The following is a 24,667-nucleotide window of genomic DNA, read 5'->3' on the forward strand; positions in this document are numbered from 1 at the left end:
GGCGAATGCCCGGCGTTGCAAGGCTTGCCCCGATTGGACGGTTGCGCTTATCTGCGGCTATGACTGGTCCTCGCTATACCCCGCTTGCGCAATCTCTGCCCGCAACCGTGCCCTTTGTCGGCCCCGAAACGCAGGAACGCCAGCGCGGTGCGCCCTTTGTCGCGCGGCTTGGCGCCAATGAAAGCGTCTTTGGCCCCGCGCCACGCGCCATCGAAGCGATGCAGCGGGCGGCCCAAGATATCTGGATGTATGGCGATCCCGAGAACCACGATCTGCGCCAGGCCCTAGCCGTGCATCATGGGGTTGCACCTGAAAACATCGTGGTGGGTGAGGGCATTGACGGGCTTTTGGGGTATCTAGTGCGGCTGCTTGTTGGCCCCGGAGATGCGGTCGTGACGTCGGACGGGGCGTATCCGACGTTCAATTACCATGTGGCCGGGTTTGGCGGCGATGTGCACAAGGTTCCCTATCGCGATGATCACGAGGACCCGGCAGCCTTGTTTGCCAAGGCCGCCGAAGTGGATGCCAAGCTGGTCTATCTGGCCAATCCCGACAACCCGATGGGCAGTTGGCATTCGGGCGCTGACATTGTTGCGGCGATGGAGGCTTTGCCGGACGGATGCCTGTTGGTTCTGGACGAAGCTTACGTGGAGTGCGCGCCTGAAGGGACCGCTGCGCCGGTTGCCGCGGATGACCCGCGCGCGATCCGGATGCGGACGTTTTCCAAGGTCTACGGCATGGCCGGAGCGCGGGTGGGCTATGCCATCGGTGCGCCAGAGCTGATCGCGGCGTTCAACAAGGTGCGCAATCATTTTGGTATGAACCGCGCGGCACAGGCCGGGGCCTTGGCGGCGTTGCAGGATGAGCCGTGGCTACAGGAGGTCCAGAACAAGATATCCGATGCGCGCGACAGGATTGCCCAAGTCGCGCGTGACAACGGTCTGACTCCGCTGCCTTCGGCCACCAACTTCGTCGCCATCGATTGCGGGCGGGACGGGGTGTTCGCCAAAGCGGTATTGGATGCGCTGGTGGCACAAGGGGTGTTCGTGCGGATGCCCTTTGCGGCGCCTCAGAACCGGTGTATTCGGATCAGCTGCGGTGAATCCTTGGATTTGGAAGCTTTTGCGTCAGCCTTGCCCGGGGCGCTGACCATCGCGGCGGAGCAGTGTGGCTAATCGGTGCAGGGGGCTGTCTGCCCCCCATCGCGCCTTTTGGCGCGATTCCCCCTGAGGATATTTTTGGCCAGATGAAGAGGCGGATCTGTGTTAGCTGGCGAGTGTCGCGGCGGCGGCTTCGAGCGCGCCTGAGCCGCGTGGGATGTCGAGCGCGGCCATAGCGGTTTCCATACTGCCCAGCATCGCCATGACCATCTGTGCGTTGACATGGCCCATATGGCCAAGGCGGAAGCATCCGTCCCAATCCTCCATACCCAGACCAATGCCCAAGGTCAGGCCAAGTTGGGTTTCGGTGAATTTGCGCAAGGGTGTGCCGCGCCCGTCAGTCAGGCGCAGGGCCGTCACGGCGTGGCTGCGATAGGCGCGGTCAGGCACGTTCATCTCAAGCGCACCGCCCTGGGCCCATGTCTCGCAGGCGGCCCAGATGGCTTGGGCAAGGCGTTCGTGGCGGGCCCATACATGCTCGATCCCCTCAGCGTGGATCAGGTCGAGCGCGGCGCGCATGCCGTAGAGATGGTGCGTCGGCGCGGTGCCGTTGAAATGCTGGTAAAACAGTTCGGGGTTGGCGCGCGGTTCCCAGTCCCAATACTTCGAGACGCGGGGCATAGTGGCCCGTTTGGCTTGTGCTTTTTCGTTGAAGAAGACAAAACCGGTGCCTGCAGGTGTCATCAGGCCCTTCTGGCAAGCGGTGACCGTGACATCGACTCCCCAGGCATCCATCTCGAACCGGTCGCAACCCAGCGAAGCGATGCAGTCTGCCATTAGAAGCGCGGGATGCTGCAGGTCGTCCAAAAGCGTGCGCAGCGCGGGGATGTTGTTTCGGATCGAGCTGGATGTATCGACGTGGACGGCAAGAACCGCTTTGATCTTGTGGTCTGTGTCGGCCCGCAACGCATCCTCGATCCGGTTAAAATCCCACGGCGACGCGGTGCCAAAGTCGATCAACTGCGCCTCAGCCCCGATCCCTTCGGCCATTTCCGCCCAGCCGTTGGTAAAGCGCCCCGAAGCCGGGGCCAGCACGGTTTCGCCGGGGGCGATGACGTTGGACAGCGCGGCCTCCCAAGTGCCGTGACCGTTGGCGATGTAAATCGCGACACTGTGCTGGGTGCGGGCGACACGGCGCAGGTCCTGCAGCAGGGCGGGCATCATCTCGACCAGTTCGCCGTCGTAGATATTGGGCGACGGGCGGTGCATGGCCTGCAGCACCGCATCGGGCATGACCGAGGGGCCGGGAATGGCCAGATACTCGCGCCCATGCGCGAGAGAGATATGGTTTGTCATGGGGGCAACCTGTTTGAATTGAGGCTTACCCTAGCGCGTCGCCCTGTGGCGTCAATCCATCAGGCTGGCGGCCTCGCGCGCAAGTGTTTCGATCCCGGCCCAATCGCCGTTTTGGACCATCTGTTTCGGAGCGACCCAGCTGCCGCCCGCGCAGATCACGTTGGACAACGACAGGTAATCAAGGGCGTTAGACGGCGACACGCCGCCGGTCGGGCAGAAGGTGATCTGGGGCAGGGGCGCGCCGATGGCTTTCAGGGCCGGTGCGCCGCCTGAGGCCTCGGCGGGGAAGAACTTCAGCATGTCATAGCCCTTTTCCAGCAGCGCCATCGCCTCGGTCGCGGTGGCTGCTCCGGGCAGAAGGGGCAGGCCTTCGGCCTCGCAAGCGGCAATCAAAGCGTCGGTTGCGCCCGGTGAGACGCCGAATTGCGCGCCGGCGTCCTTTGCCGCGCGCACGTCTTCGGGCGTGATCAGCGTGCCTGCGCCGACGACGCCGCCGGGAACGTCGGCCATGGCGCGGATGGCGTCGAGGGCTGCGGGGGTGCGCAGGGTGACTTCGAGCGCGGGGAGGCCCCCAGCGACCAGCGCTTGGGCCAGCGGGCGGGCGTGGGTGGCGTCATCGACGACGAGCACCGGGATGATGGGGGCCAGCGCGCAGATCTCGCGGGTGCGTTGGGTTTTGGACATGAAGTTAAACTCCGAAAATGCTGGCACCTGTGTCGGCGGAACCGACATTTTGGCGGAATGCACCGAAGAGGTCGCGCCCGACTCCGTGCTGATTGGCCGAGAGGTCGGCGGTGGCAGGGTCACGGTCGAGAACGCCGGGTGTGAGGATTTCAAGCTGGCCTTTGACGGCGTCGACGCGCAGGAGGTCGCCGTCTTGCAAATAGGCGATTGGGCCCTGATCCAGTGCCTCGGGACAAACGTGAATGGCTGCGGGCACTTTGCCGGACGCGCCAGACATGCGGCCATCAGTGACCAATGCGACCTTGTGGCCCCGGCCCTGCAGGATCGACAGGATCGGGGTCAGCGAGTGCAATTCGGGCATTCCGTTTGCTTTGGGGCCCTGAAAGCGGACGACGACTATGGTGTCGCCAGTGAACTCTCCGGCTTTGAAGGCCGCTTTCACGTCGTCCTGATCGTGGAACACGCGCACCGGGGCTTCGACCACTTGGTGTTCGGGCGCAACGGCTGAGACTTTCATGACGCCGGTGCCCAGATTTCCGGTCAGGCGCGACAGGCCTCCGGTGGGCTGGAACGGATCATTGGCGGGGCGGACAATCTTTTCGTTCAGGCTGTGGCCTGCGCCGTCTTCCCAGACCAGTTCGCCGTCTTTCAGCTTGGGTTCCTTGGTGTAGTTGTGCAGGCCCTGCCCCGCGACGGTCAGAGTGTCTGGGTGCAACAGGCCTTCGTTCAAAAGCGTGCCGATGGCAAAGCCCAAACCTCCTGCGGCGTGGAAGTGGTTCACGTCGGCCAGACCGTTTGGATAAACCCGCGCGACCAGAGGGACCACAGCGGAGATATCGGAAAAATCCTCCCAATCCAGAACGATACCGCCCGCGCGCGCCATGGCGATCAGGTGGATCAGCAGGTTGGTCGAGCCACCCGTGGCCATCAGGCCGACGATGCCGTTCACAAAGGCACGCTCATCAAGGATCTGGCAAACCGGCGTATAGTGATTGCCCAGCGCGCTCAGCGATAGGGCTCGGCGGGCGCCTTCCTCGGTCAGGGCGTCGCGCAGGGGGGTGTTGGGGTTGACAAAGCTGGAGCCCGGCAGGTGCAGGCCCATAAACTCCATCAGCATCTGGTTGGTGTTGGCGGTGCCGTAGAAGGTGCAGGTGCCCGGGCCGTGATAGGCGGCCATTTCGGCCTTCATCAAGGCGTCGCGGCCCACTTCTCCGGCAGCGAATTGCTGGCGGACCTTGGCTTTTTCGTCATTTGGCAGGCCGCTGGTCATCGGACCGGCGGGCAGGAACACGGCGGGCAAATGGCCGAAGGCCTGCGCACCGATGATCAGACCGGGCACGATCTTGTCGCAGACCCCGAGGAATACAGCAGCGTCATAGGTGTTGTGGCTGAGCGCCACGCCGGTCGCCAGCGCAATGACGTCGCGGGAAAACAGGGACAGTTCCATCCCCGCCTCGCCCTGCGTGACGCCGTCGCACATGGCAGGCACACCGCCTGCGACCTGCGCAGTTCCGCCCGCGGCGCGGATCGCATCGCGGATCAGGGCGGGGTAGCGTTCGAACGGCTGGTGGGCCGAGAGCATGTCGTTATAGGCGGTGACAATCCCCAGATTGCCTGCCGTGCCGGTGGCCATCGACTGCTGATCTTCGCCTGCCCCGGCATAGGCATGGGCCTGACCGCTGCAGGACAGATGCGCGCGGGCGGGGCCTTTGGATTTGGCCTGTTCCATCCGGTCCAGATGCGGACCGCGCAGATCGGCGCTGCGGTCGATGATGCGTTTGGTGACGTCAGAAATTACTGTATTGACCATGATTAACCTCCGATCTGCCGCCAACGGCGGCCATCGCGATGCATCAGCATCAATGCCTCTTCCGGGCCGGAACTGCCCTGGTCGTATTTCGCGGGCTTGTCGCCGCGTTCTTCCCAGCCCTGAATGATGGGATCGACCCAGGCCCAGGCGGCCTCGGCCTCATCCCCGCGCATGAACAGGGTCTGATCGCCACGGATCACGTCCATGATCAGGCGTTCATAGGCGTCGGGGGATTGCTGGCCGTCGCCCAGCGCATCGGCGAAGCTCATATCAAGCGCGACGTCGGACAGGCGGAAACCGCCCTGTCCCGGTTCCTTGATCGTGGTGCGCAGGGTGATGCCTTCGTCCGGTTGCAGACGGATTACAAGTACGTTGCCGTGCAAAGGGCCAACGTTCGGGAAAATCGTGTGCGGCGGGTCGCGGAAGAAGACCGCGATTTCGGATTCGCGCGCCCGCAGGCGCTTGCCAGTTCGCAAGTAAAACGGTACGCCCGCCCAGCGCCAGTTGCCGATATGGGCCTTCAGCGCAATGTAGCTTTCGGTCCGGCTGGCCGGGTCGCCAACGTGATCCAGATAGCCGTCGCCGCCCTTGTCAGTGCGGTATTGACCTCGGGCGATGTCCCTTGGCTCCACTGGCTCCAGTGCTTCGATCACCTTGACCTTTTCGTCACGCACCGCGTTGGGCGCGAATTTCGAAGGTGGCTCCATCGCCGTCAGACACAGCAGTTGCACCAGATGGTTCTGGATCATATCCCGCATCGCGCCGGATTGATCGTAATAGGCCCCGCGACCCTCGACCCCGACCGTCTCGGACACAGTGATCTGCACATGATCGACATGAGTGGCATTCCAAAGAGGTTCAAACAGGGAATTGGCAAACCGCAAAGCCATCAGGTTCTGCACGGTTTCCTTGCCCAGATAGTGGTCGATCCGATAAATCTGATGTTCTTCGAAACAGGCGCGCAGACCTTCGTTCAGCGCCTTGGCCGAAGCGAGATCATGTCCAAAGGGTTTTTCCACCACAATGCGGCTGTCCGGCGTCGCCAGCCCGTGATCGTTCAGGCGCTGCGCAATCCCCGCAAACAGGCCGGGCCCGACAGAAAGGTAGAACGCGCGCACCACATCAGGGCGCAGGGCCTTGGCCAGAGTGTCCCAGCCCCCTTCGCCCTTCACATCAACCGGAACATAATCGACCAGTTTCAGAAACTCATCCAACACGTCGCTTTTGAATTCTGGTGCGAATTCCTTCATCGATTTGCGAAGCTGGTCACGAAATCCGTTGCTGTCCATCTCGGACCGCGCTGTGCCGATGATCCGGGCCCCTTCGGGCATCTGGCCAACCTCGAACCGGTGGTAGAGGCCGGGCAATATCTTGCGTTGCGCCAAATCTCCGGTGGCTCCGAACAGCACCAGATCAAAGGGGTTTACGGGAATGACGCGTGAAACCATCAGCGGTCTCCTTCAGATCACACTTACACTGCTCGGGCGCGGGGTCCAGCGATGCAGATTTATGTTATCGCTAACATTCATGGTGTGGATATGAAAATCCGATGCATAAATCAACAGCGGATTTGAATAATATTTCAGACCGGGCACTCTCAGCTTTGATTGCGCAGCCAGTCCATCACGGAAGGCCGCACAGATTGTTCGCCTCGATGACGCGCATCGGCGATCACTTTCCGCAGCGATTGCAAATCGGTGCGCAGCAGCACGCTTTTGACCGGCCCGATCGAGGCCGGACGCATTGACAGCGAGCGAATACCCATGGCGGCCAGACACAGCGCTTCGACGGGGCGACCGGCATCTTCACCACAAAAACTCAGCGGAGTGTTCGAGATATTGCACCGCTCGACGATGCGTTCAATGAAGCTCAGAAAGCTGACATTCAGCGTGTCATAACGGCGGCGCACCAGCTCGTTCTCGCGATCGGCAGCAAAGAAGAACTGTTTCAGATCGTTGCCGCCGATTGAGACGAAGTCCACTTCGTCAAAGAACTTTTGCGGCGCAAAAGCCAGCGAAGGCGTTTCCAGCATCGCGCCGACTTCGATCTTCTCGGGCAAGACATGGCCCAGGCGTTTCTCGCGTTCGATGGTTTTGTTGACTTCCCAGCGGGCCTCGCGGAACTCATCCGCCTGTGCCACGAAAGGAAACATCAGCGTCAACGGCCGCCCGTTTGCAGCGCGCATCAAGGCCTGCAGCTGCATCCGCATCACGCCGCGCTTGTCCAACCCGACCCGGATAGCGCGCCAGCCCAGCGCAGGGTTCGGTTCCGCCACATGTTTCATGTAGGGCAAAACCTTGTCCGACCCGATATCCAGCGTTCGGAAGACCACGCGCTTTTCCCCGGCCGCATCCAGAACGCGCTGATATTGCGTTACAAGCTCTGACCGTTTGGGCATCTTGTTTCGGATCAGGAACTGGAGTTCAGTGCGGAACAGCCCCACCCCTTCGGCCCCGGAATTGCCAAGCGAAGGCAGATCGGCCATCAGACCGGCATTCATGACCAGATTGATCCGCTCGCCGTCGCGCGTCACCGTCGGTGTATCCCGGATCGAGGCATAACGCTCCTGCGCCTTGGCCTGCATCGCAATCTTGTCGCGGAACGCATTGACCACCTGATCTTCGGGGCGCAGATGCACCAGACCCTGATCCCCGTCGACCAGAATATGATCGCCGTTCAGCGCCTCGGTCGTGATGCGTCCCACATGCACCACCAGCGGAATGGCCAGAGCCCGCGCGACGATCGTGGCGTGGCTGCCGACCGAGCCTTCCTCCAGCACGATCCCTTTCAGTGAGCGGCCATATTCCAGAAGATCACCCGGACCGATATTGCGCGCGATCAGGATCGGATCGGGCGGCAGGTCCGCCCCGTTGGTATTGCCCTGCCCGGTCAGAATGCGCAGCAGCCGGTTGCTCAGGTCATCCAGATCGGCCAGCCGTTCGCGCAGATAGGGGTCGGTCACCTGCCCCATGCGTGCGCGGGCCTGCGATTGCTCTTTTTCAACGGCCGCCTCGGCGCTGAGGCCGCGGGCGATGTCTTCTTCCATCCGGCGCATCCAGCCCTTGGAATTGGCAAACATCCGGTAGGCTTCCAGAACCTGCAATTGCTCGGTATCGCCGTCTTTCGAAATCTCAAGCATCTTGTCGACGCCCACGCGCAGCTCGTCCACCGCATCCGTCAGACGCTCACGCTCGCGGTGCGGATCCTCTGCGATCGGGTTGGTGACCACGACGCGGGGCTCGTGCAGCCAGACATGGCCCTCGGCCGACCCTTCCTGCGCAGGACCACCAGTAAGCTGTACCGACTGCTGGTGTCGCGGCGACAGGGCCGCACCCTCGCCGACAAATGCGCCAAGTTCCGCCATTTCAGCCAGAACCATGGCGACGACTTCCAGCGCGTAAACCTCATCTGCCGAGTATTCGCGGGCTTCACGGGACTGAACAACCAAAACGCCCAGATGCTCGCCCAGTCGCTGAATCGGAACCCCCAGAAACGACGAAAACCGCTCCTCACCCGTCTCGGGCATATAGCGGAATCCTTTGGCCGAGGGCGCGTCAGCGGTGTTGACGATCTTGCCCGAATTGGCGACGCGGCCCACCAGCCCCTCGCCGATCCGCATCCGCGTCTTGTGCACCGCCTCGGGAGACAATCCTTCCGTCGCACAGAGTTCCAGCGTTTCTTCGTCGCGGAACAGATAGATCGAGCACACCTCGGCGGCGATGCTGTCTGCAATCAGGTGGGTGATCCGGTCGAGACGCTCCTGACCGGCCGCCTCGCTCGCCATCTCTTCGCGCAGCCGCCCCAGCAGCTTACGGGATTCAGTTTCGGTGCCGTCGGCCATGGCCCACCCAAATTAATGCGTCAGGCAAATCCTTTGGCAGAAAATCCTCAGGCCGCCTTATCCAGTTCAAAGGCATCATGCAGCGCCTGAACCGCAAGTTCCATGTATTTCCTGTCCACCAGAACGGAAATTTTGATCTCGGAGGTTGTGATGACCTTGATATTGATCCCCTCATCCGAGAGGATTTTGAACATTTTGGCCGCCACGCCCGATTGCGAGCGCATGCCGATACCGACAACCGACACCTTGCAGACATCCTCGTCCGCGACCAGTTCGGCATAGTTCAACTCGCCCGCATCCTTGATCGCCAGCAGTGCCTTTTCCGCGCGGGCCACCTGATCGGTTGGGCACGAGAAAGTCATATCCGTGCGTCCCTCGTCCGAGATATTCTGGACGATCATGTCGACATTCACCCCTTCATCGCTGAGCGCGGTAAAGATGGTCGAGGCGATACCGGGGCGGTCGGCCACCGAAACCACGGTCATCTTGGCTTCGTCGCGGGAATAGGCCACACCGGCCACAACATTGGATTCCATGATATCCTCCTCGTCGCAGACCAGTGTCCCGGCCTCGTCGGATTGTTCTTCAAAGCTTGAAAGAACGCGCAGTTTCACCTTGTTGCGCATCGCCAGCTCGACCGAGCGGGTCTGCAACACCTTGGCCCCCAGCGAGGCCAGTTCCAGCATTTCTTCGAACGAAATACGATCCAGCTTGCGCGCCTTGTCGCAGATGCGCGGATCGGTGGTATAGACACCGTCCACATCCGTGTAGATGTCGCACCGCTCGGCCCCGAAGGCGGCAGCGAAAGCAACGGCTGTGGTGTCGGACCCACCCCTGCCCAGTGTGGTAATCCGGCCTTCGGGGCTAAGCCCCTGGAACCCGGCGACCACGGCAACTTTCATGCCTTCGTCGAATTTCTGGGTGATGTTCCCGGTCGGAATGTCTTCGATCCGTGCCTGGCTGTGGGCGCTGGTGGTCAGCAGCGGCACCTGCCAGCCTTGCCAGCTGCGCGCAGGTACATCCATTTCCTGCAAAGTCAGAGCCATCAGGCCAGCGGTCACATTCTCACCCGAGGACACCACGGCGTCGTATTCCCGCGCGTCGAACAAGGGTGATGTTTCGTTGACCCAACCCACCAGTTCATTCGTCTTGCCCGACATGGCCGATACAATGACGATCACGTCATATCCCTTGGCCACTTCAACGCCCACGCGTTTGGCCGCGCGGCGGATACGGTCGAGATTGGCAACCGAGGTGCCACCGAATTTCATCACGAGTAAGGGCATGGGGGCAAATGTCTCCGCGCCTTGCATTTCTGGTTCCGTGCGTCTTATGCGAGGGGGGGCGCAAGGGCAAGTGCGCAAAGTCGTCTCAACGGATCGCCGGGCGGCTTTACTTTGCCCGCATGCAATGTCAGCCTGACGGCAACACCTTACAAAAAGAGGACATTCATGTTTCGCCTTGCTTTTGCCCTGACCCTGATGTCCGGCCCCGCGCTGGCGCAAGAGGCTACACTGTCTGCAACCGATGGGCAGAATGCGTTGGGCACTGTTCCCTGCGCCGTCATCGCAGGCGATCCGCTGCGTTCATGCAATGCCGAACTTCGCCGCCGTGACGACGGCACTGCCACCCTGGCCGTAGCCTTGGGAAATGGCGAGGTACGTCGCATCTATTTCACAGATGGCGTGCCGGATTCCAGCAGTTCGACATCCCCTCTCAGCTATGAGACGCGGGGCGATATCATGGTGATCTTCATCGAACCCGGTGAAGTGTATGAAATTCCGCAGGTTGCGCTGAACACTCAGTAAGCGTGCGGCGTCCCGTCATATGTTTCAAAACAGCCCGTCGTTTCCAGTGACAGGGCAGCAAACCGGTCGACCAACCCGTCTGCGGATTGTTCGACAGTAATGTCCGCCGCCTGACCGCCCATGTCGGTCTGGACCCAACCCGGATGGTAGATACCAATCGCAACCCCATCCGCCTTCAGGTCCATAGCCAGATTGCGCCCAAGATTTAACGCTGCCGCCTTGGACGCGCGGTAGATATAGCTGCCCCCCGGCGCGCGCGTGTGCGATGCCATTTGCGACGACATGATCGCAATTTTGCCCCGCGCGGCGCGCAACTGCGGCAACAGGTGCTGGATCGTCAGAAAAACCCCGGTGACATTGGCGGCAAAGCTCTGGGCCCACATGTCCACAGGATAGCCACTCAGATCCTGCCCTTTGTCCAGGTAAACACCCGCATTACAAATCAGCAAATCAACCGGCATATCGCTCAGCTGACTTGCCATATCGGCATGCATCTTTGGGTCTGTGACGTCCAATGCGATTTCACATTCCGCAGTTCTGGACGTTCCAGTCACCTCATGACCCAGAAGGCGATATTTGTCGGCCAAAGCTTTTCCGATGCCACGGTTGGCCCCCGTCACGACCACATGCATCGGTCAGTTGGTCTTGCGGCTGGGCACGAACGGCAAAGGGGCAACGGGTACACCGTCTTCGACCAGTGCTTTGGCATCTTCGGGTTTGGCCTCACCATAGATGGCGCGTTCCGGCGCATCACCCAGATGAATCTTGCGGGCTTCGCTGGCAAAATCGCCGCCCACATAATCCGCGTTCTGTTCTACTTTGCGTCGCAGTTCCGACAGAACCTTTTCGATTTCCGGCGCAGGTGTCGCGACATCAATTTCAGTTGGCGGAGCCTTTTTGACCTCGTGCCCCGTTTTAGCCTGACGGGCCGGGCGCACACGCGGCGTCATCACTGCCTTTTCGACATTGCTACACCCGCAAACCGCGCAGGTCACCATCCCCGCAGCGGCCAGTTTGTCAAACGCCGCTGCCGATTGAAACCAACTGTCAAAACTGTGGCCGTCTCTGCATTTCAAAGCATATTGAATCATGAATCGCCCATAAGCCGGATGGCGAATAGATACCGACGGGCCAGATAAGATCAAGCCTTGACCTTTGTCACTTATTGCAAGAAGCGCGCGAAATCGCTTAACGCTGCAGCAAGTTCTCGTGAAATGACCAAATTCGAGGCATCCTCCGGCGACACCCATCTACGCTGTCGCTCGCCCGCCTCGGGAAAATCCGTCGCCAGCGTCTGCACGTGCAGAGGAAAAATCCGGACATTGCACAGCGCTGGTCCTTTGGTCGCCCGGTTTTTCACATATGTAAACTGACCGATACTGTCTGATCCACACCGACCCGAAACGCCAGCCTCTTCCCAGGCTTCCCGTTCTGCCGTTTGCGATGGGCTCAACCCGGTAATCAGCCACCCTTTTGGAATAATCCACCGCCCTGATCGACGGGTCGTAATCAGCAGGATTTCCGGCTGACCGACCCGAAACCGATAGCACAGCGCCGCCGATTGCACATGCACTGGCAAAACATCAGTACGATAGCCCCGCCGCGCACCAATCTCTCCCGAGATCTTACTTTTCCGCCTGTCCAACACTGTTCAATCCAGTTGCCTTACCCGCTTATCTTGCGGTGTATGGCTTGAATGCTACAATATTTCGACAAAGCGTCAACTTTTTGACGAAAAAGCCCCAGATCACACGCCCATACGGTGCGACAAGCGCTGCACAAGCTCGGCATGGGGGATATCGGCATCAATGGCCAGACGCCGCAGGCCGAAATGAACCCGCGCGATCTGCTGGTAATAGCGCGTGTAGATAAAGTTGGTGCCCCCACCCGCCAGCGCCCCAAGAACGGGGACGGATTGCGCGGCCAGCTTCTGCCCCAAAACCACCGACAAACGGGGCGCGACAGCGGCAATCAGGCGCTGTATGGCCGGGCCGGTCAATGTCATGCGCGTGGAAAAGAAACCCAAATCCGCGCCATCGTCCTCCGACAACGGGCCAGCAGCGGACAACACCCGGATACTGTCGAACCGGACATTCTCGGCGGATGGGTCGAACCCTTCGCTCGCCGCAACTCCTTGAATCGAGCGCAACAGCATTGCCGTTGTTGCCGGAAGCTCAACCAGTGCCGAGGAAACGCCGCCCAACCCTCCGGCGGCCCCCATCGCAGTGGTGACTGCGGTGTTCACCCAAGCGCTTTGGTCCGGAATCGCCCGCCGCGAACCTTGCGCCGCGTGCATCGCAAGCCAAAGCGCCTGTTCTGTTGCCTGGGTCAGTCCAATCCGTAGCGAATTGGGCAATTGTTCCAAAAGTGACTCGGCCGAGCCGCCCAATCGGTTCAGCAGCATCACACCCGATCCACCGGCTGTGCGATACAACCGGGCCAGTCGATCAAGCTCGGCCTCGGGGTCAATGTCAGCAACTAGAACAACGTCTTGCATTTGTGCCCTCCTGCCAGTCCAAGATCGGCACGGAACCCGCGCATTTCAACTCCTCAGCGGGTCCAGCGGGTGACATTGCCCGACACCCCTTGCCATCCGCCGACGGCCAGTTCTACGCCCAAAACACGGTCCGGGTTGGTCGGAGGCGGCATCTCGACTCCCCGAAGCCTGAAGAACCCGAACCGCTTGTAATAGGGCGCATCACCGACCAGCATCACGCGACGCCAGCCCAGTTCACACCCTGCATTCAGCCCTTCGTGGATCAGATATCCGCCCAATCCTTCGCCCTGATGCGTCGGGTGAACCGCGACCGGACCCAGCAACAGAGCGTCATGATTGCCTACATGCACAGGCCAGAACCGGATCGCACCCGCCACGATCCCTGCACTGTCGCGCACGACAAAAGACAGATCCGCAACAGGGGGCACGTCATCGCGCAACCGGTACGAAGACAAGGCCTCGCGCCCCGGTGCAAAGCACAGGTCATAAAGCGCCTCAACCTCCCACCAGTCCTCCGGTGTTTCCGGCTTGATCCCGAACTGCTGCACCCCTGCCCTCTTTTCCTTGCTGGAATTCGCCCTAGCACTTCGGTACGCCTTGGGCAAACGCTTGGAGACCACATGTTCTATCGCCCCGAAGATGGCCACGGCCTGCCTCACAACCCCTTCAACGCCATCATCACGCCGCGTCCCATCGGCTGGATTTCATCCCGTGATGCGGATGGGATCAACAATCTGGCCCCATATTCCTTTTTCAACGGCGTCGCCTACACGCCTCCACAGGTCATGTTCGCAACAACCGGAACCAAGCACGATCAGGATGGCGGCAAGGACAGCATCGCCAATATCGCAGCCACCGGCGTTTTTTGCGTCAATGTCGTGGCCCATGCGCACCGGGATGCGATGAATGCCAGCTCGGCCGGTTTGCCCAAAGAAGTTGATGAATTCGCCCATGCAGGTCTGACGGCCGTTGAATGCGAAACCGTGCCCTGCGCGCGCATTGCAGATGCACCAGCAGCGCTGGAATGCAAACTGACTCAGATCGTGACCTTACCCGGCGAGGCAAACCGGGTCGTGTTCGGAGAGGTGACAGGCGTCCACTTGCGTGATGATTGCCTGAAAGACGGCAAATTCGATGTGACAACCTTCCAACCTCTGGCGCGCCTTGGATACAGGGACTATTCGGTTGTCACTGAATTATTCTCGCTCAATCGTCCGGATGACTGACGTAGCGCAACTGAGGCCGCTGCCCTGACGACGACATTTCAAGGATGACGCCCTCCAAACAAAACAAGCGATCCTGCATTCATCTGGCTAAAAATATCCCGGAGCGCGAGGCAGAGCCTCGCAAAAAAACTCAGTGCCCCCCAAGAATGCCGGTTCGGACCGAATAGTCCACAGCGATTTCATAATCCGGGTCGTCATCGCTATCGACCATCAGATGACCCGCCTTGTTAAGCAGCTTGTGACAATCACGGCTCAGGTGGCGCAGCATGACACGCTTGCCGGCAGTCTCATATTTGGCAGCGATATTTTCGATGGCCTGCAACGCCGACTGGTCAACAACACGGCTTTCGGCGAAATCCACGATGACGGTTTCCGGGTCATTGGGAACATCAAATAGCTCCACAAACCCCTCGGACGATCCAAAAAACAGCGGACCCTGAATTTCGTACACTTTCGCGCCTTTCTCCGTCTCGGATTCGCGCGTAATCGCGTGGATGCGCTTGGCGTTGTTCCACGCATATGCCAGCGCCGAGACGATCACCCCCACAACCACGGCAACCGCGAGGTCCTCCATCACCGTGACAACCGTCACCAGCACAATGACAAACGCATCAGTCATGGGCACTTTGCGCAGGATATTGAACGAGTTCCAGGCAAAGGTTCCGATCACCACCATGAACATCACACCAACCAGGGCAGCCAGCGGGATTTGCTCGATCAAGGGTGAGGCAAAAAGGATAAAGATCAGCAAGAACAAGGCGGCGGCAATCCCCGCGATGCGGGTGCGTCCCCCTGATTTTACGTTGATCATCGATTGTCCAATCATGGCGCAACCACCCATGCCGCCGAAAAAGCCGGTGGCGACATTGGCAACGCCTTGCGCAATGCATTCCTGCGATGCCCCGCCGCGTTTGCCGGTGATCTCGCCCACAAGGTTCAGGGTCAGCAAGGATTCAATAAGCCCAATCGCAGCCAGAATGACGGCATAAGGCAGAATGATCTCAAATGTTTCCCAGGTCAGCGGCACCATCGGGATATGCAAAGGTGGCAGGCCGCCCTCAATCGAGGCAAGGTCGCCCACACGCGGCACATCCAATCCAAGGCCAATCACCAGCGCGGCCACCACGACAATCCCGGCGAGCGGTGCCGGAATGATACGCGTGATGCGCGGCATGACCCAGATCACCGCCATCGTCAGCGCCACCAACCCCAACATTGTATAGAGTTGCAGACCCGAAAGCCATTCTCCGCCGCCCATGCCGTGGCCGGTATTTTCCATTGTGCCCGGAACTTTGAACTGGCCCATCTGCGCCAGAAAGATCACAATCGCCAGCCCGTTCACAAAACCCAGCATCACCGGATGCGGCACCAGACGGATAAAGCGGCCCCAATGCATCGCTCCGGCGATTACCTGCAAGATGCCCATCAGAACAACGGTTGCAAACAGGTATTCGACACCATGTTCGGCAACCAGCGCCACCATGACCACGGCCAACGCCCCGGTTGCACCGGAAATCATGCCCGGTCGGCCGCCAATCAGCGCGGTGATCAGCCCCACCATGAACGCTGCATAAAGACCAACCAGAGGATGCACGCCAGCCACGAACGCAAACGCGACGGCCTCGGGCACCAAGGCCAATGCAACCGTCAGCCCCGACAGCAACTCGATGCGTACCCGCGACAGGGTGAACCCTTCGTCAGGCATCCAACGCAGATCGGGAATGGCGATACGGTTGGCAAAGCTTGCCAGCAAGGCTCGGGGCATTGGACAGTCCTGTCGGTCTGATGGGTTCGCGCGAAAGGGACTTTCTACCTGCGATCCGCCCTCAGAGCCACCGCAATAGGTGGGAGGCTGGTATGCACCTGATGCATATCATAAGCCTCTCAACTTCGTGAGTTGAAGACCGCGTCACACTCCCGCAGGTTTGGTCCATGCGATGGATTTTCCTGTTCTTGCTGGCTCCGACAGCTGCGTTTGCGCAGGATCTGGAAGGCAATGACACTGCAAGCAACTGGCTTGTGACTCACTACGAATCTTTCGGTGTCTGGAATTCGATCTGTGATGAGCGCGAAGAATTCGACGCTCTGAAGCAACGGTGTTACATCCGTCGGGCCGAGGTGTTTTCATACCGCCCGAAATTCGGCGCGCAGTATCTGTTCATCACACCTTCGCCCAAAGGCATCGAAATCGAATTCGGCATCGAGCCCGGCACGTTGTTTCGACCCTCCGGCTTTCGCATTGATGGCGCGGATGGCGTGATCTGGCGCACGCGACGACCCGGGTGCCTGACCGGGTTGAGTTGTACGTTCGGCGGCCCCGACGCCGATCAGATTGTCGAGGCGATGTTGACTGGCGTCGACTATCGTTTTGTCTTTCGCGACCGCCATGGGCAATCACAGGATCTGACATGGCCGCTGCAGGGATTTGATGCAGCCTGGAGCGATTTTCAGAGCGAAGCGCAGACCCGCGCCCTGTTGCCCCGGTAGTCCCGGGCATTGCCCCTTGTCAAACAAGCCCGCACGACGCACAAATTCCAGAACGCACAAAACAAACGGAGAAAACCAGTGACCCAAACCAAAATCGCTGTCATCGGCGGATCGGGGATTTACGATATCGACGGTCTGGAAAACGCGGAATGGGTCACGGTTGAAACCCCCTGGGGTGCGCCCTCAGATCAGGTGCTTACCGGAACGCTGGACGGGGTAGAAATGGCGTTCCTGCCGCGTCACGGACGGGGCCATATCCATTCGCCGACCGACGTGCCCTATCGCGCCAATATTGACGCATTGAAGCGGCTGGGTGTGACGGATGTGATCTCGGTCTCGGCCTGCGGGTCCTTCCGCGAACATATGGCGCCAGGTGATTTCGTGATCGTCGATCAGTTTATCGACCGGACTTTTGCACGTGAAAAAAGCTTCTTCAGCTCGGGCTGTGTTGCCCATGTCAGCGTTGCCCACCCCACGTGCCCCCGGCTTTCTGATGCTTGCGAGACTGCCGGCAAGGCGGCTGGCATTAATATCCACCGGGGCGGAACCTATCTGGCAATGGAGGGGCCACAGTTCTCGTCGCTGGCGGAATCCATCATGTATCGCGAGCAATGGGGCTGCGATGTCATCGGCATGACCAACATGCCCGAAGCCAAGCTCGCCCGCGAGGCCGAGCTGTGTTACGCCTCGATCGCGATGGTCACCGACTATGACAGCTGGCACCCCGATCACGGCGAGGTCGACGTCAGCGCCATTATCGCTACGCTGACAGGTAATGCTGACAAAGGACGTGCCTTGGTCAAGGGTTTGCCCGCCCTGTTGGGCGCAGATCGCGCACCTTGCGAGCATGGCTGCGACCGGGCGCTTGAATATGCTATCCTGACTGCTCCGGAAAAACGCGACCCGGCACTGCTGGCCAAACTGGATGCGGTCGCGGGTCGGGTGCTCTGAGCCGGTCCTGAGTTCAGTTTTGGGACAAGCTGTGTTGCACCTTGTCCCACAGACCGTGGGACCACAGATCATTATGGGTCCCACCCGGCACAATGAACAACTGCGCTGTGTCATCCGCGAGGGCGGCCAACGCCTTGCCATGGTGAACCGGCACCACTGTGTCATCCGTGCCGTGAAAGATCAGAATCGGAACGGAAATGTCACTCACCCGGTCTCGCGTGGCGAATTGATCCGTCATCAGCGCGTTCACGGGCAGCCATGGATACCGCTCGACCGCGACATCAACCGTTGCGGTAAAAGGCGCTTCCAGCACCAACATCATCGCATCAGGGCGCTGTTCGGCCACGGCAGCCGCGATTGCCGTGCCAAGGCTTTGGCCATGCAAAACGATTTCCGCGCCCTTGTCATTCAGCATATCGTACATCTGAACACCGTCGGAAATCAGTGCCGGTTCGGACGGTGTTCCTTCGCTGCCCGGATAGCCGCGATAGCTGGGCGCAAACAGGCCGAAGCCGCTGTCAAGAATTTCGCGCAATCTGTCCGCGCGATCCCCCAGATTGCCACCTTGACCATGAAAGAACAAAACCGTCGGCGCGGTATCAGACGCCGGTGGCGCGGACCATGCGGTCAGAACCGTGCCATCCGCCATCGGTAGAGCGATCACCTCCACTTCCGATAACCCCACCGCGCTTGGTTCAGGCAAGGCACCTTCGGGTTTAAACAGCAATGCGCGCTGGTTCAGATACATATAGCCCAAAATGGCACAATAGAGGACTGCCGCGACGACGCACAGCGCGACAAGCCCACGCCCGAGGCGCGCCCTGCTCGTTAAGGTTCGCGTGGCGGGCATGTCGGGATCAAGATCCTGTGCCATCAACTTCTCCCAAAGGGTCATATGCCGTCTGATACTGGGCAGCGACGTTCCGGTTTCAAGAGAATGGCGCTGGCTTTCATCCAATCTTTAACTCTTGGCCACATTGCAACACAGGCCTGACCAAAGGCGAACCAGTCTTGAAAATCTTCTTCCGGACTCGCGATTTGTTTATTTGGACCAAAGGATCGGGTCGTACTTGCGCCACAAATCAAGGTCACAAGACGTCCACGTGACAGCGAAAGAGGGCGTACATGCAGCGGTTAGAAGCTTTGGATGCGGCGCGGTTTTTGGCCTTCTGCGGCATGGTCCTGGTCAACTTTCGCATCGCCGCACAAGTAGCGCCGGGCAATGATTGGGCCTCGGCGCTGATCGACGCGCTGGAAGGTCGGGCTGCCGCGCTGTTTGTCATCTTGGCGGGCGTCGGTGTCGGCCTTTCGCGCATGTCAGCGGGCACGCTGCTGCGCAGGGCAGCATTCCTGTTTGTGCTCGGACTGATAAATATGACGATCTTCGATGCAGATATTCTGCATTTCTACGCGCTCTACTTCGTTGTCGGAGCGATCTTTCTGACCGCGTCGCCCCGAGGATTGTGGCTGGGTGCGGTTGCAATCGTCTTGCTGGCAGTACTGGCCAATCTGGGTTTCAACTATGATCGGGGCTGGGACTGGACGACCCTGACCTATCCCGATCTATGGTCCCTGTCCGGGTTTTGGCGAAACGCGCTTTTCAACGGATGGCACCCGGTTCTACCTTGGGCGGCGTTTCTGCTGGTCGGGATGGCGCTGGGGCGAACTCAACTACATACGATTTGCATTCAGCATCGGCTGATCATGTGGGGGTTTGGCGCATCTGTATTGGCTGTGTTTCCACAAACTCTTGCGTCCGATCCTGATCTGACCGCCTATCTGGGCACCGCCTCCATTCCGCCCGGGCCGTTCTATGTTCTGGCGGCCACCGGGTCTTCCTGTGTCGTGATCGGAGGGTTGCTGAAACTCTGGCCGCGTATCGCCGGGCTGGGCCTTGGCCCCGCGCTCGTGGCGCCCGGACGGCAAAGTCTGACCTTGTATATGGCGCATATCCTGGTCGGAATGGGCGGACTCGAAGCAGCCGGGTTGCTGAACGGGTCGCTCAACACCCCTCAGATTGTCGGATTTGCGTTGGCGTTTTGTGCCCTGTCTTCAGCTTTTGCGCTGCTTTGGAGCCGCCATTTCGTGAGCGGCCCGCTAGAGGCCCTCATGAGACCGGTCGTCGACCCACGAAAGGCTTGACCTGCACCGCATTGGCGGGCTTGGTGCCAGAAACGTTTGAACAGGACCTGGTATGTCGCTTGATCTTTGGTTGACCTTTGTGGCCGCCTCTACCGCATTGCTTTTGATCCCTGGACCCACGGTGTTGCTGGTCCTCAGCTACGCCTTGTCAAAGGGACGCAGCGTGGCAGTCGCGTCGGCCACCGGGGTTGCTGTGGGCGATCTTGTCGCAATGACCGCGTCGCTGCTGGGGCTTGGCGCATTGGTATTGGCATCTGCCACGCTGTTTTCAATCCTGAAATGGATCGGCGCGGCTTATCTGGTCTGGTTGGGCATCAAACTGTTGCGCAGCGCCCCGTCAGGCGGCCTGAGAGCGGTGGATACCGGTCGTGACGTGACCGCGCGTGGCGTCTTTGGGCACGCCGCTGCAGTCACGGCGCTGAACCCTAAATCCATCGCGTTTTTCATCGCTTTCGTGCCGCAGTTCCTGCGCCCGACTGACCCTTTGGGCCCGCAATTCACTATCTTGATCGCGACATTTGTCGGCCTCGCCTGGCTTAACGCACTGGCCTATGCGCTGTTGGCCGACCGGCTGCGCCTGATGATCGAGCGCGCAAGCGTCATCACCGCATTGACGCGGTTCGGAGGGCTGGCACTGATCGGTATGGGCGTGGCAACGGCCGTTCTGCGCCGCCCGGCCTGAGGCGTCACTCTTCGACGTTTTCTTTCATGAAACCACGTATGAAGCGTCGGATTTCCCGCGCGGCTGACGTGTCCAGCTCTTTGCACAGTTCGACAAATGCGTCGCGTTCATCCTTGTCCAAACGCAAGACCAACTGACTGTTTTTCTTGGTGGACCTTTTGCCGTCTTTCTTTGCCACGTGCTTTTTTCCCGCGCAAATCTTGATTCACTTCGCGATGCAATGTATATACACTGCATATAGGTTGTAGTTATCGAGCACCTAACAAAAAACAAGGATTATGGCAATGAATCTTCATGCTGCTCAAGCATTTCTTTTGCGCGACCAGAGAAACTGGCGGAAACCTCACCTGTCCTGGTTACCCGCTGCACTTTATCGATATTACAGCCTGCCAAATTCCGTTTCCAAACGCCGCAAGTAATTCAACGACAGTCTTTTCTTGCAAGCCTAACCGGTATGGGCCAAACACCTTGGCGTGTGTTGATGCCAAAGGGGTGGTTTATGTCCAGAAACAAAACGGTCAAGGATTACATTCGGACCATCGTTGATTTCCCGCATGACGGGATCATGTTTCGCGATGTCACAACCCTGTTTGCCGACCCGCGCGGGTTCCGCATGGCCATTGACCAGATGCTGCACCCTTATGCAGGTGAACAGATCGACAAGGTCGTCGGACTTGAGGCGCGCGGCTTTATTCTGGGCGGTGCAATCGCTCACCAGCTAAGCGTCGGATTTGTGCCGATCCGAAAGAAAGGCAAACTGCCCGGCACTACGATCAGCCAGGACTATAAGCTGGAATATGGCGAGGCCATCGTCGAAGTCCATGATGATGCCATTCAACCGGGCGAGAAGATACTTGTGGTCGATGACCTGCTGGCCACCGGCGGTACAGCCGCAGCCGGGATCAAGCTGGTCGAACGTCTGGGGGGCGAGATCGTTTCCTGCGCGTTCATCATCGATTTGCCAGCGCTCGGCGGCCGAAAAGTGCTTGAGGACATGGGTATGGATGTCCATGTGCTATGCGAATTCGACGGTTTGTGACTTGGATCTGATCACAAAAACGTGAGTGGAAAACTTTTGACGCACTGGCTTAGCGCAGCTTGCTGCCCGGTCAACGTTATTTCATCCACATATTCGATGATCTTGTTTCGTGAAAGGCCCGTAACCTGAATGATGCCGCTTCGGGCATCCCAACAAGGGAACCTTATCATGTTTCGCAAAATCGCACTTGCCGGAGTGTCTGGCGCCTTGATCGCCTCTGCTGCATTCGCGGGTGGCAAAAAGGATATCGTTGATACGGCTGTCGGCGCAGGCAGCTTTGAAACTCTCGTCGCAGCTGTTCAGGCGGCCGAACTGGTTGATACGCTGAAAGGCGATGGTCCGTTCACTGTCTTCGCCCCTACGGATGAAGCTTTCGCCGCGCTGCCCGAAGGCACGGTCGAAACTCTGCTGAAGCCCGAGAACAGGGATCAGCTGGTTGCGATCCTGACCTATCACGTTGTGCCGGGCAAAGTGATGTCGGGTGATTTGTCCGACGACATGACAGCCGCAACCGTGCAGGGCAGCGACATTACAGTTGATCTGGACAATGGCGTCATGATCAATGATGCATCGGTCGTTCAGGCAGATATCGAAACGTCGAATGGCGTAATCCACGTCATCGACAAAGTAATCCTGCCGGAAACCTGAAATCCCGCGCGTGGTCCGGTTCTGGCCGGGCCACGCCTACGGCTTCAAGACTGCGCCGGGGTTCATGATGCCTTTGGGATCCAGCGCAGACTTTATAGCGCGCATAGCGCCCAGCTTTACCGGATTACCATAGGTTTCAAGGTCCCCGCTTTTCAGACGCCCCACCCCGTGTTCAGCGCTGACCGAACCACCGAATTGATGCACCAGATCATGAACCGCTTGCCGGATATCTCCGCTCAGAGCATCAAACTCTGACCGAGACCGCCCGGGCGGCGGGAACACGTTGTAGTGCAGGTTCCCATCCCCCAAATGTCCAAAACAATTGATGCGGAAAACACCGAACTGCGCAACAACATCAGGCGCCTGCCGGATAAATTCGGGAATTTCCGAGATCGGAACCGAGATATCGTGGCTTGAGATCGCTCCGATCAAACGATTGGCTTCCGGAATCTGCTCGCGTACGGCCCAAAGGGCCAGTCGCTGCGCCTCACTTTGGGCGATCACAGCATCGGTCACAAACCCTCGGCCCTCTGCCGCCATATACAGGGTTTCCAGGGTGGCATCGGGGCGCTGACCTGCGGACAGTCCGATCTCGATCAACACGGTCCATTGCGGTTGATGCGCGAACGGCTGGCGGATCTCGGGCAACACTTCGGACAGAAACGCAAGCCCCTGCTGGTGGATCAGCTCGAATGTGGTGACGCCATCACCGATCTGATCCCGCGCCAAAGCCAGCAGGTCAATCGCGGCCTCGGGCGAAGGGACTTCGATCATCGCCGTGCCCACCGCTGCGGGACGCGGAAACAATTTCAGAGAAGCCGCCGTGACGATACCAAGCGTCCCTTCCGCCCCAATCAGCAGGTTGCGCAGATCATAGCCTGTGTTGTCCTTACGCAACCGGCTGAGCCCATGCCAGATTTGCCCGTTTGGCAAGACCGCCTCTAACCCCAGGCACAAATCACGCGCATTGCCATAACGCAGCACATTGACCCCGCCCGCATTCGTGGCCAGGTTGCCCCCGATCTGGCAAGACCCCTGCGCAGCCAGGGCCAAGGGAAACAGCCGATCTGCCGCTTCCGCCGCTGCCTGAACCTCGGCCAGAATGACGCCTGCCTCTGCAATCAGGATATTTTCGGTCGGATAGACGGCACGGATCGCCTTCATGCGTTCCAAAGACACAAGCAAAGGCGCAGGACCGTCGGGCATGACCTGACCGCCGACCAGCCCCGTACCCCCACCATAGGGTAGAACGGGCACAAAAGCCTCGGACGCCAGCCGCACCAGCGCGGCAACCTGATCCACGGTACGGGGTAAGGCCAACACCCCCGCCTGCCCGGCAAACCGTCGCCGGGGCTCTTCGATATAACGCGCCGAGACCGGGCTCAGGATGTCATCGCCCAGCACATCGCGAAGGGATTGGGAAAAAGCGTCATCGGCAGGGTTCAAACTCATACCCTTTCCATGCCCAACGCAGGCTGCCCCGGCAAGCCCTATTCCAGATCGATCAGATACTGCGGTTCCAGCACGACCACCGTGGGACGGTCCGGCAGAGACCGCAATGAAACCGTGATCTCGGACACGCCATCGCGCACAACCGGAAACTCATCCCGGATGTCGACAAGGAACCGATCCAGCGAAAACCCGGAAAACCAATGCATCGGAATGATGACCGAACTTTTCAGCCGTTTCAGAACCGAGATCATCTCGGGCAGCGGCATTGTCGTGCCCCCGTCCACAGCGGCAATCACCACATCCAGCCGGCCCAACGCCGCGAATTGTTCGTCGGACGGGATATGGTGCAAGTGCCCCAGATGGCCGATGCAAAGCCCCTCAATCTCGAACACGAAGATCGAGTTTCCACGTTCCTCGACCCCACCGTAGACCGACCGGATATCGGTCGAGACATTCCGCACCAACATCTCACCCAGATCCAGATGATGCTCGATCCCCTGCCCGAACTCGCCCCAGCCCGGCAATACATGGGGAATGGCGGGATCGGGAAACGCGGTCCAATGAGTGTCATGGGCATGGTTCATGGTCACCACATCCGGGATCAGATCGGCACTGCCGATAAACCCCGTGAAATCCGTCACCGCATTCAGGCCACCCCGGGTCTGGATCAAAAAAGACGCATGCGCGACATAGCTGATCCGAACCGAAAACTCCGGCACCGGGTCCTGCCACGCCGCCTTTTGGACGAATTCAATCCCAGGTGCTGCGTCTGCAATGGCAATGCAATGGCTCGGCCGCCGCTCCTGCGCCGAAGCCCCGCCTGAAACCAATATCAATGCCGCAATCAAACAGCGCATATGCAAAGTGTAGCGTACCGTCCGCATATGTCACGCGTGCAGACAGTAGCTTAGTGAAAAAGCGGCTAAGGGTGTTGACCTAAATCA

At 59.5% G+C, this 24,667-nt stretch carries 25 protein-coding genes; 9 read left to right on the forward strand and 16 right to left on the reverse strand.

Going from position 1 to position 24,667, the window contains the following annotated elements:
* Nucleotides 1–59: 59 nt before the first annotated feature.
* The gene (locus tag ACR0K4_RS07640) at nucleotides 60–1,175 is read left to right on the forward strand and encodes a pyridoxal phosphate-dependent aminotransferase (RefSeq protein WP_480853475.1); all 1,116 of its coding nucleotides are present in this window, start codon (nucleotides 60–62) and stop codon (nucleotides 1,173–1,175) included.
* A 90-nt stretch (nucleotides 1,176–1,265) separates the two neighbouring features.
* Here the strand turns inward: ACR0K4_RS07640 and ACR0K4_RS07645 are convergent, their stop codons facing one another.
* The 6 genes from ACR0K4_RS07645 to ACR0K4_RS07670 all read right to left on the reverse strand — a co-directional run bounded on the left by ACR0K4_RS07645 (nucleotide 1,266) and on the right by ACR0K4_RS07670 (nucleotide 10,077).
* Nucleotides 1,266–2,456 (reverse strand): pyridoxal-phosphate-dependent aminotransferase family protein, encoded by a 1,191-nt coding sequence (locus ACR0K4_RS07645; RefSeq protein WP_480853476.1) that lies wholly within the window; start codon nucleotides 2,454–2,456, stop codon nucleotides 1,266–1,268.
* 51 nt (nucleotides 2,457–2,507) lie between these two features.
* Nucleotides 2,508–3,140 (reverse strand): bifunctional 4-hydroxy-2-oxoglutarate aldolase/2-dehydro-3-deoxy-phosphogluconate aldolase, encoded by a 633-nt coding sequence (locus tag ACR0K4_RS07650; protein ID WP_480853477.1) that lies wholly within the window; start codon nucleotides 3,138–3,140, stop codon nucleotides 2,508–2,510.
* Between the two features lie 4 nt (nucleotides 3,141–3,144).
* Nucleotides 3,145–4,950 (reverse strand): phosphogluconate dehydratase, encoded by a 1,806-nt coding sequence (gene edd, locus ACR0K4_RS07655; RefSeq protein ID WP_480853478.1) that lies wholly within the window; start codon nucleotides 4,948–4,950, stop codon nucleotides 3,145–3,147.
* A 2-nt stretch (nucleotides 4,951–4,952) separates the two neighbouring features.
* Nucleotides 4,953–6,398 (reverse strand): glucose-6-phosphate dehydrogenase, encoded by a 1,446-nt coding sequence (gene zwf / locus ACR0K4_RS07660; protein ID WP_480853479.1) that lies wholly within the window; start codon nucleotides 6,396–6,398, stop codon nucleotides 4,953–4,955.
* Between the two features lie 149 nt (nucleotides 6,399–6,547).
* Nucleotides 6,548–8,791, reverse strand: a complete 2,244-nt coding sequence (ptsP, locus tag ACR0K4_RS07665; RefSeq protein WP_480517783.1) for a phosphoenolpyruvate--protein phosphotransferase — start codon at nucleotides 8,789–8,791, stop codon at nucleotides 6,548–6,550.
* Nucleotides 8,792–8,838: 47 nt separating this feature from the next.
* Nucleotides 8,839–10,077, reverse strand: a complete 1,239-nt coding sequence (locus tag ACR0K4_RS07670; RefSeq protein WP_480517782.1) for an aspartate kinase — start codon at nucleotides 10,075–10,077, stop codon at nucleotides 8,839–8,841.
* 165 nt (nucleotides 10,078–10,242) lie between these two features.
* Here ACR0K4_RS07670 and ACR0K4_RS07675 point away from each other — a divergent pair, with 165 nt between their 5' ends.
* A complete protein-coding gene (locus ACR0K4_RS07675; RefSeq protein WP_480853481.1) occupies nucleotides 10,243–10,599 on the forward strand; it encodes a hypothetical protein in 357 nt (118 codons plus the stop codon).
* On the opposite strand, the gene ACR0K4_RS07680 is transcribed toward ACR0K4_RS07675, so the two are convergent.
* From ACR0K4_RS07680 to ACR0K4_RS07700, 5 genes are all read right to left on the reverse strand, one after another.
* Nucleotides 10,593–11,231 carry an SDR family NAD(P)-dependent oxidoreductase gene (locus ACR0K4_RS07680; protein WP_480853482.1) on the reverse strand — a complete coding sequence of 213 codons (639 nt, stop codon included), beginning with the start codon at nucleotides 11,229–11,231 and terminating at the stop codon, nucleotides 10,593–10,595. The two genes, ACR0K4_RS07675 and ACR0K4_RS07680, sit on opposite strands and share 7 nt — an antisense overlap.
* 3 nt (nucleotides 11,232–11,234) lie before the next feature.
* Complete coding sequence (locus ACR0K4_RS07685) at nucleotides 11,235–11,690, reverse strand: DUF1178 family protein (RefSeq protein ID WP_480517779.1); 456 nt, start codon at nucleotides 11,688–11,690, stop codon at nucleotides 11,235–11,237.
* Between the two features lie 71 nt (nucleotides 11,691–11,761).
* On the reverse strand, nucleotides 11,762–12,244 hold the full coding sequence (locus ACR0K4_RS07690) for an NUDIX hydrolase (RefSeq protein WP_480853483.1): 483 nt from the start codon (nucleotides 12,242–12,244) through the stop codon (nucleotides 11,762–11,764).
* 102 nt (nucleotides 12,245–12,346) lie between these two features.
* Nucleotides 12,347–13,096, reverse strand: a complete 750-nt coding sequence (locus ACR0K4_RS07695; RefSeq protein ID WP_480853485.1) for an EcsC family protein — start codon at nucleotides 13,094–13,096, stop codon at nucleotides 12,347–12,349.
* A 53-nt stretch (nucleotides 13,097–13,149) separates the two neighbouring features.
* Nucleotides 13,150–13,644 carry a GNAT family N-acetyltransferase gene (locus ACR0K4_RS07700; RefSeq protein ID WP_480853486.1) on the reverse strand — a complete coding sequence of 165 codons (495 nt, stop codon included), beginning with the start codon at nucleotides 13,642–13,644 and terminating at the stop codon, nucleotides 13,150–13,152.
* 72 nt (nucleotides 13,645–13,716) lie between these two features.
* Between ACR0K4_RS07700 and ACR0K4_RS07705 the strand changes: the two genes are divergently transcribed.
* Complete coding sequence (locus ACR0K4_RS07705; RefSeq protein WP_480853487.1) at nucleotides 13,717–14,322, forward strand: flavin reductase family protein; 606 nt, start codon at nucleotides 13,717–13,719, stop codon at nucleotides 14,320–14,322.
* A gap of 130 nt (nucleotides 14,323–14,452) precedes the next feature.
* Here ACR0K4_RS07705 and ACR0K4_RS07710 read toward each other — a convergent pair whose 3' ends face one another.
* Nucleotides 14,453–16,087 (reverse strand): SulP family inorganic anion transporter, encoded by a 1,635-nt coding sequence (locus tag ACR0K4_RS07710; protein WP_480853488.1) that lies wholly within the window; start codon nucleotides 16,085–16,087, stop codon nucleotides 14,453–14,455.
* A gap of 167 nt (nucleotides 16,088–16,254) precedes the next feature.
* Between ACR0K4_RS07710 and ACR0K4_RS07715 the strand changes: the two genes are divergently transcribed.
* Both ACR0K4_RS07715 and ACR0K4_RS07720 read left to right on the forward strand, forming a co-directional pair.
* Nucleotides 16,255–16,809 carry a hypothetical protein gene (locus ACR0K4_RS07715; RefSeq protein WP_480853489.1) on the forward strand — a complete coding sequence of 185 codons (555 nt, stop codon included), beginning with the start codon at nucleotides 16,255–16,257 and terminating at the stop codon, nucleotides 16,807–16,809.
* A gap of 78 nt (nucleotides 16,810–16,887) precedes the next feature.
* A complete protein-coding gene (locus ACR0K4_RS07720; RefSeq protein WP_480517767.1) occupies nucleotides 16,888–17,760 on the forward strand; it encodes an S-methyl-5'-thioadenosine phosphorylase in 873 nt (290 codons plus the stop codon).
* Nucleotides 17,761–17,773: 13 nt separating this feature from the next.
* Here ACR0K4_RS07720 and ACR0K4_RS07725 read toward each other — a convergent pair whose 3' ends face one another.
* The gene (locus tag ACR0K4_RS07725) at nucleotides 17,774–18,634 is read right to left on the reverse strand and encodes an alpha/beta hydrolase (protein ID WP_480853490.1); all 861 of its coding nucleotides are present in this window, start codon (nucleotides 18,632–18,634) and stop codon (nucleotides 17,774–17,776) included.
* 251 nt (nucleotides 18,635–18,885) lie between these two features.
* On the opposite strand from ACR0K4_RS07725, the gene ACR0K4_RS07730 reads away from it, so the two are divergent.
* Together ACR0K4_RS07730 and ACR0K4_RS07735 are read left to right on the forward strand one after the other, a co-directional pair.
* On the forward strand, nucleotides 18,886–19,902 hold the full coding sequence (locus tag ACR0K4_RS07730; RefSeq protein ID WP_480853491.1) for a DUF418 domain-containing protein: 1,017 nt from the start codon (nucleotides 18,886–18,888) through the stop codon (nucleotides 19,900–19,902).
* A gap of 52 nt (nucleotides 19,903–19,954) precedes the next feature.
* Entirely contained in the window at nucleotides 19,955–20,584 is a 630-nt protein-coding gene (locus ACR0K4_RS07735; RefSeq protein ID WP_480853492.1) for a LysE family translocator, read from the forward strand.
* 4 nt (nucleotides 20,585–20,588) lie between these two features.
* Here ACR0K4_RS07735 and ACR0K4_RS07740 read toward each other — a convergent pair whose 3' ends face one another.
* On the reverse strand, nucleotides 20,589–20,762 hold the full coding sequence (locus ACR0K4_RS07740) for a hypothetical protein (RefSeq protein ID WP_480853493.1): 174 nt from the start codon (nucleotides 20,760–20,762) through the stop codon (nucleotides 20,589–20,591).
* A 321-nt stretch (nucleotides 20,763–21,083) separates the two neighbouring features.
* Between ACR0K4_RS07740 and ACR0K4_RS07745 the strand changes: the two genes are divergently transcribed.
* Together ACR0K4_RS07745 and ACR0K4_RS07750 are read left to right on the forward strand one after the other, a co-directional pair.
* Entirely contained in the window at nucleotides 21,084–21,623 is a 540-nt protein-coding gene (locus tag ACR0K4_RS07745) for an adenine phosphoribosyltransferase (protein ID WP_480517757.1), read from the forward strand.
* A 168-nt stretch (nucleotides 21,624–21,791) separates the two neighbouring features.
* On the forward strand, nucleotides 21,792–22,271 hold the full coding sequence (locus ACR0K4_RS07750; RefSeq protein WP_480853494.1) for a fasciclin domain-containing protein: 480 nt from the start codon (nucleotides 21,792–21,794) through the stop codon (nucleotides 22,269–22,271).
* 36 nt (nucleotides 22,272–22,307) lie between these two features.
* Here the strand turns inward: ACR0K4_RS07750 and ACR0K4_RS07755 are convergent, their stop codons facing one another.
* Entirely contained in the window at nucleotides 22,308–23,723 is a 1,416-nt protein-coding gene (locus tag ACR0K4_RS07755) for an FAD-binding oxidoreductase (RefSeq protein WP_480853495.1), read from the reverse strand.
* A 38-nt stretch (nucleotides 23,724–23,761) separates the two neighbouring features.
* Nucleotides 23,762–24,607 carry an MBL fold metallo-hydrolase gene (locus ACR0K4_RS07760; protein ID WP_480853496.1) on the reverse strand — a complete coding sequence of 282 codons (846 nt, stop codon included), beginning with the start codon at nucleotides 24,605–24,607 and terminating at the stop codon, nucleotides 23,762–23,764.
* Nucleotides 24,608–24,667 lie beyond the last annotated feature (60 nt).

The organism is Ruegeria sp. K11 (assembly GCF_056531905.1).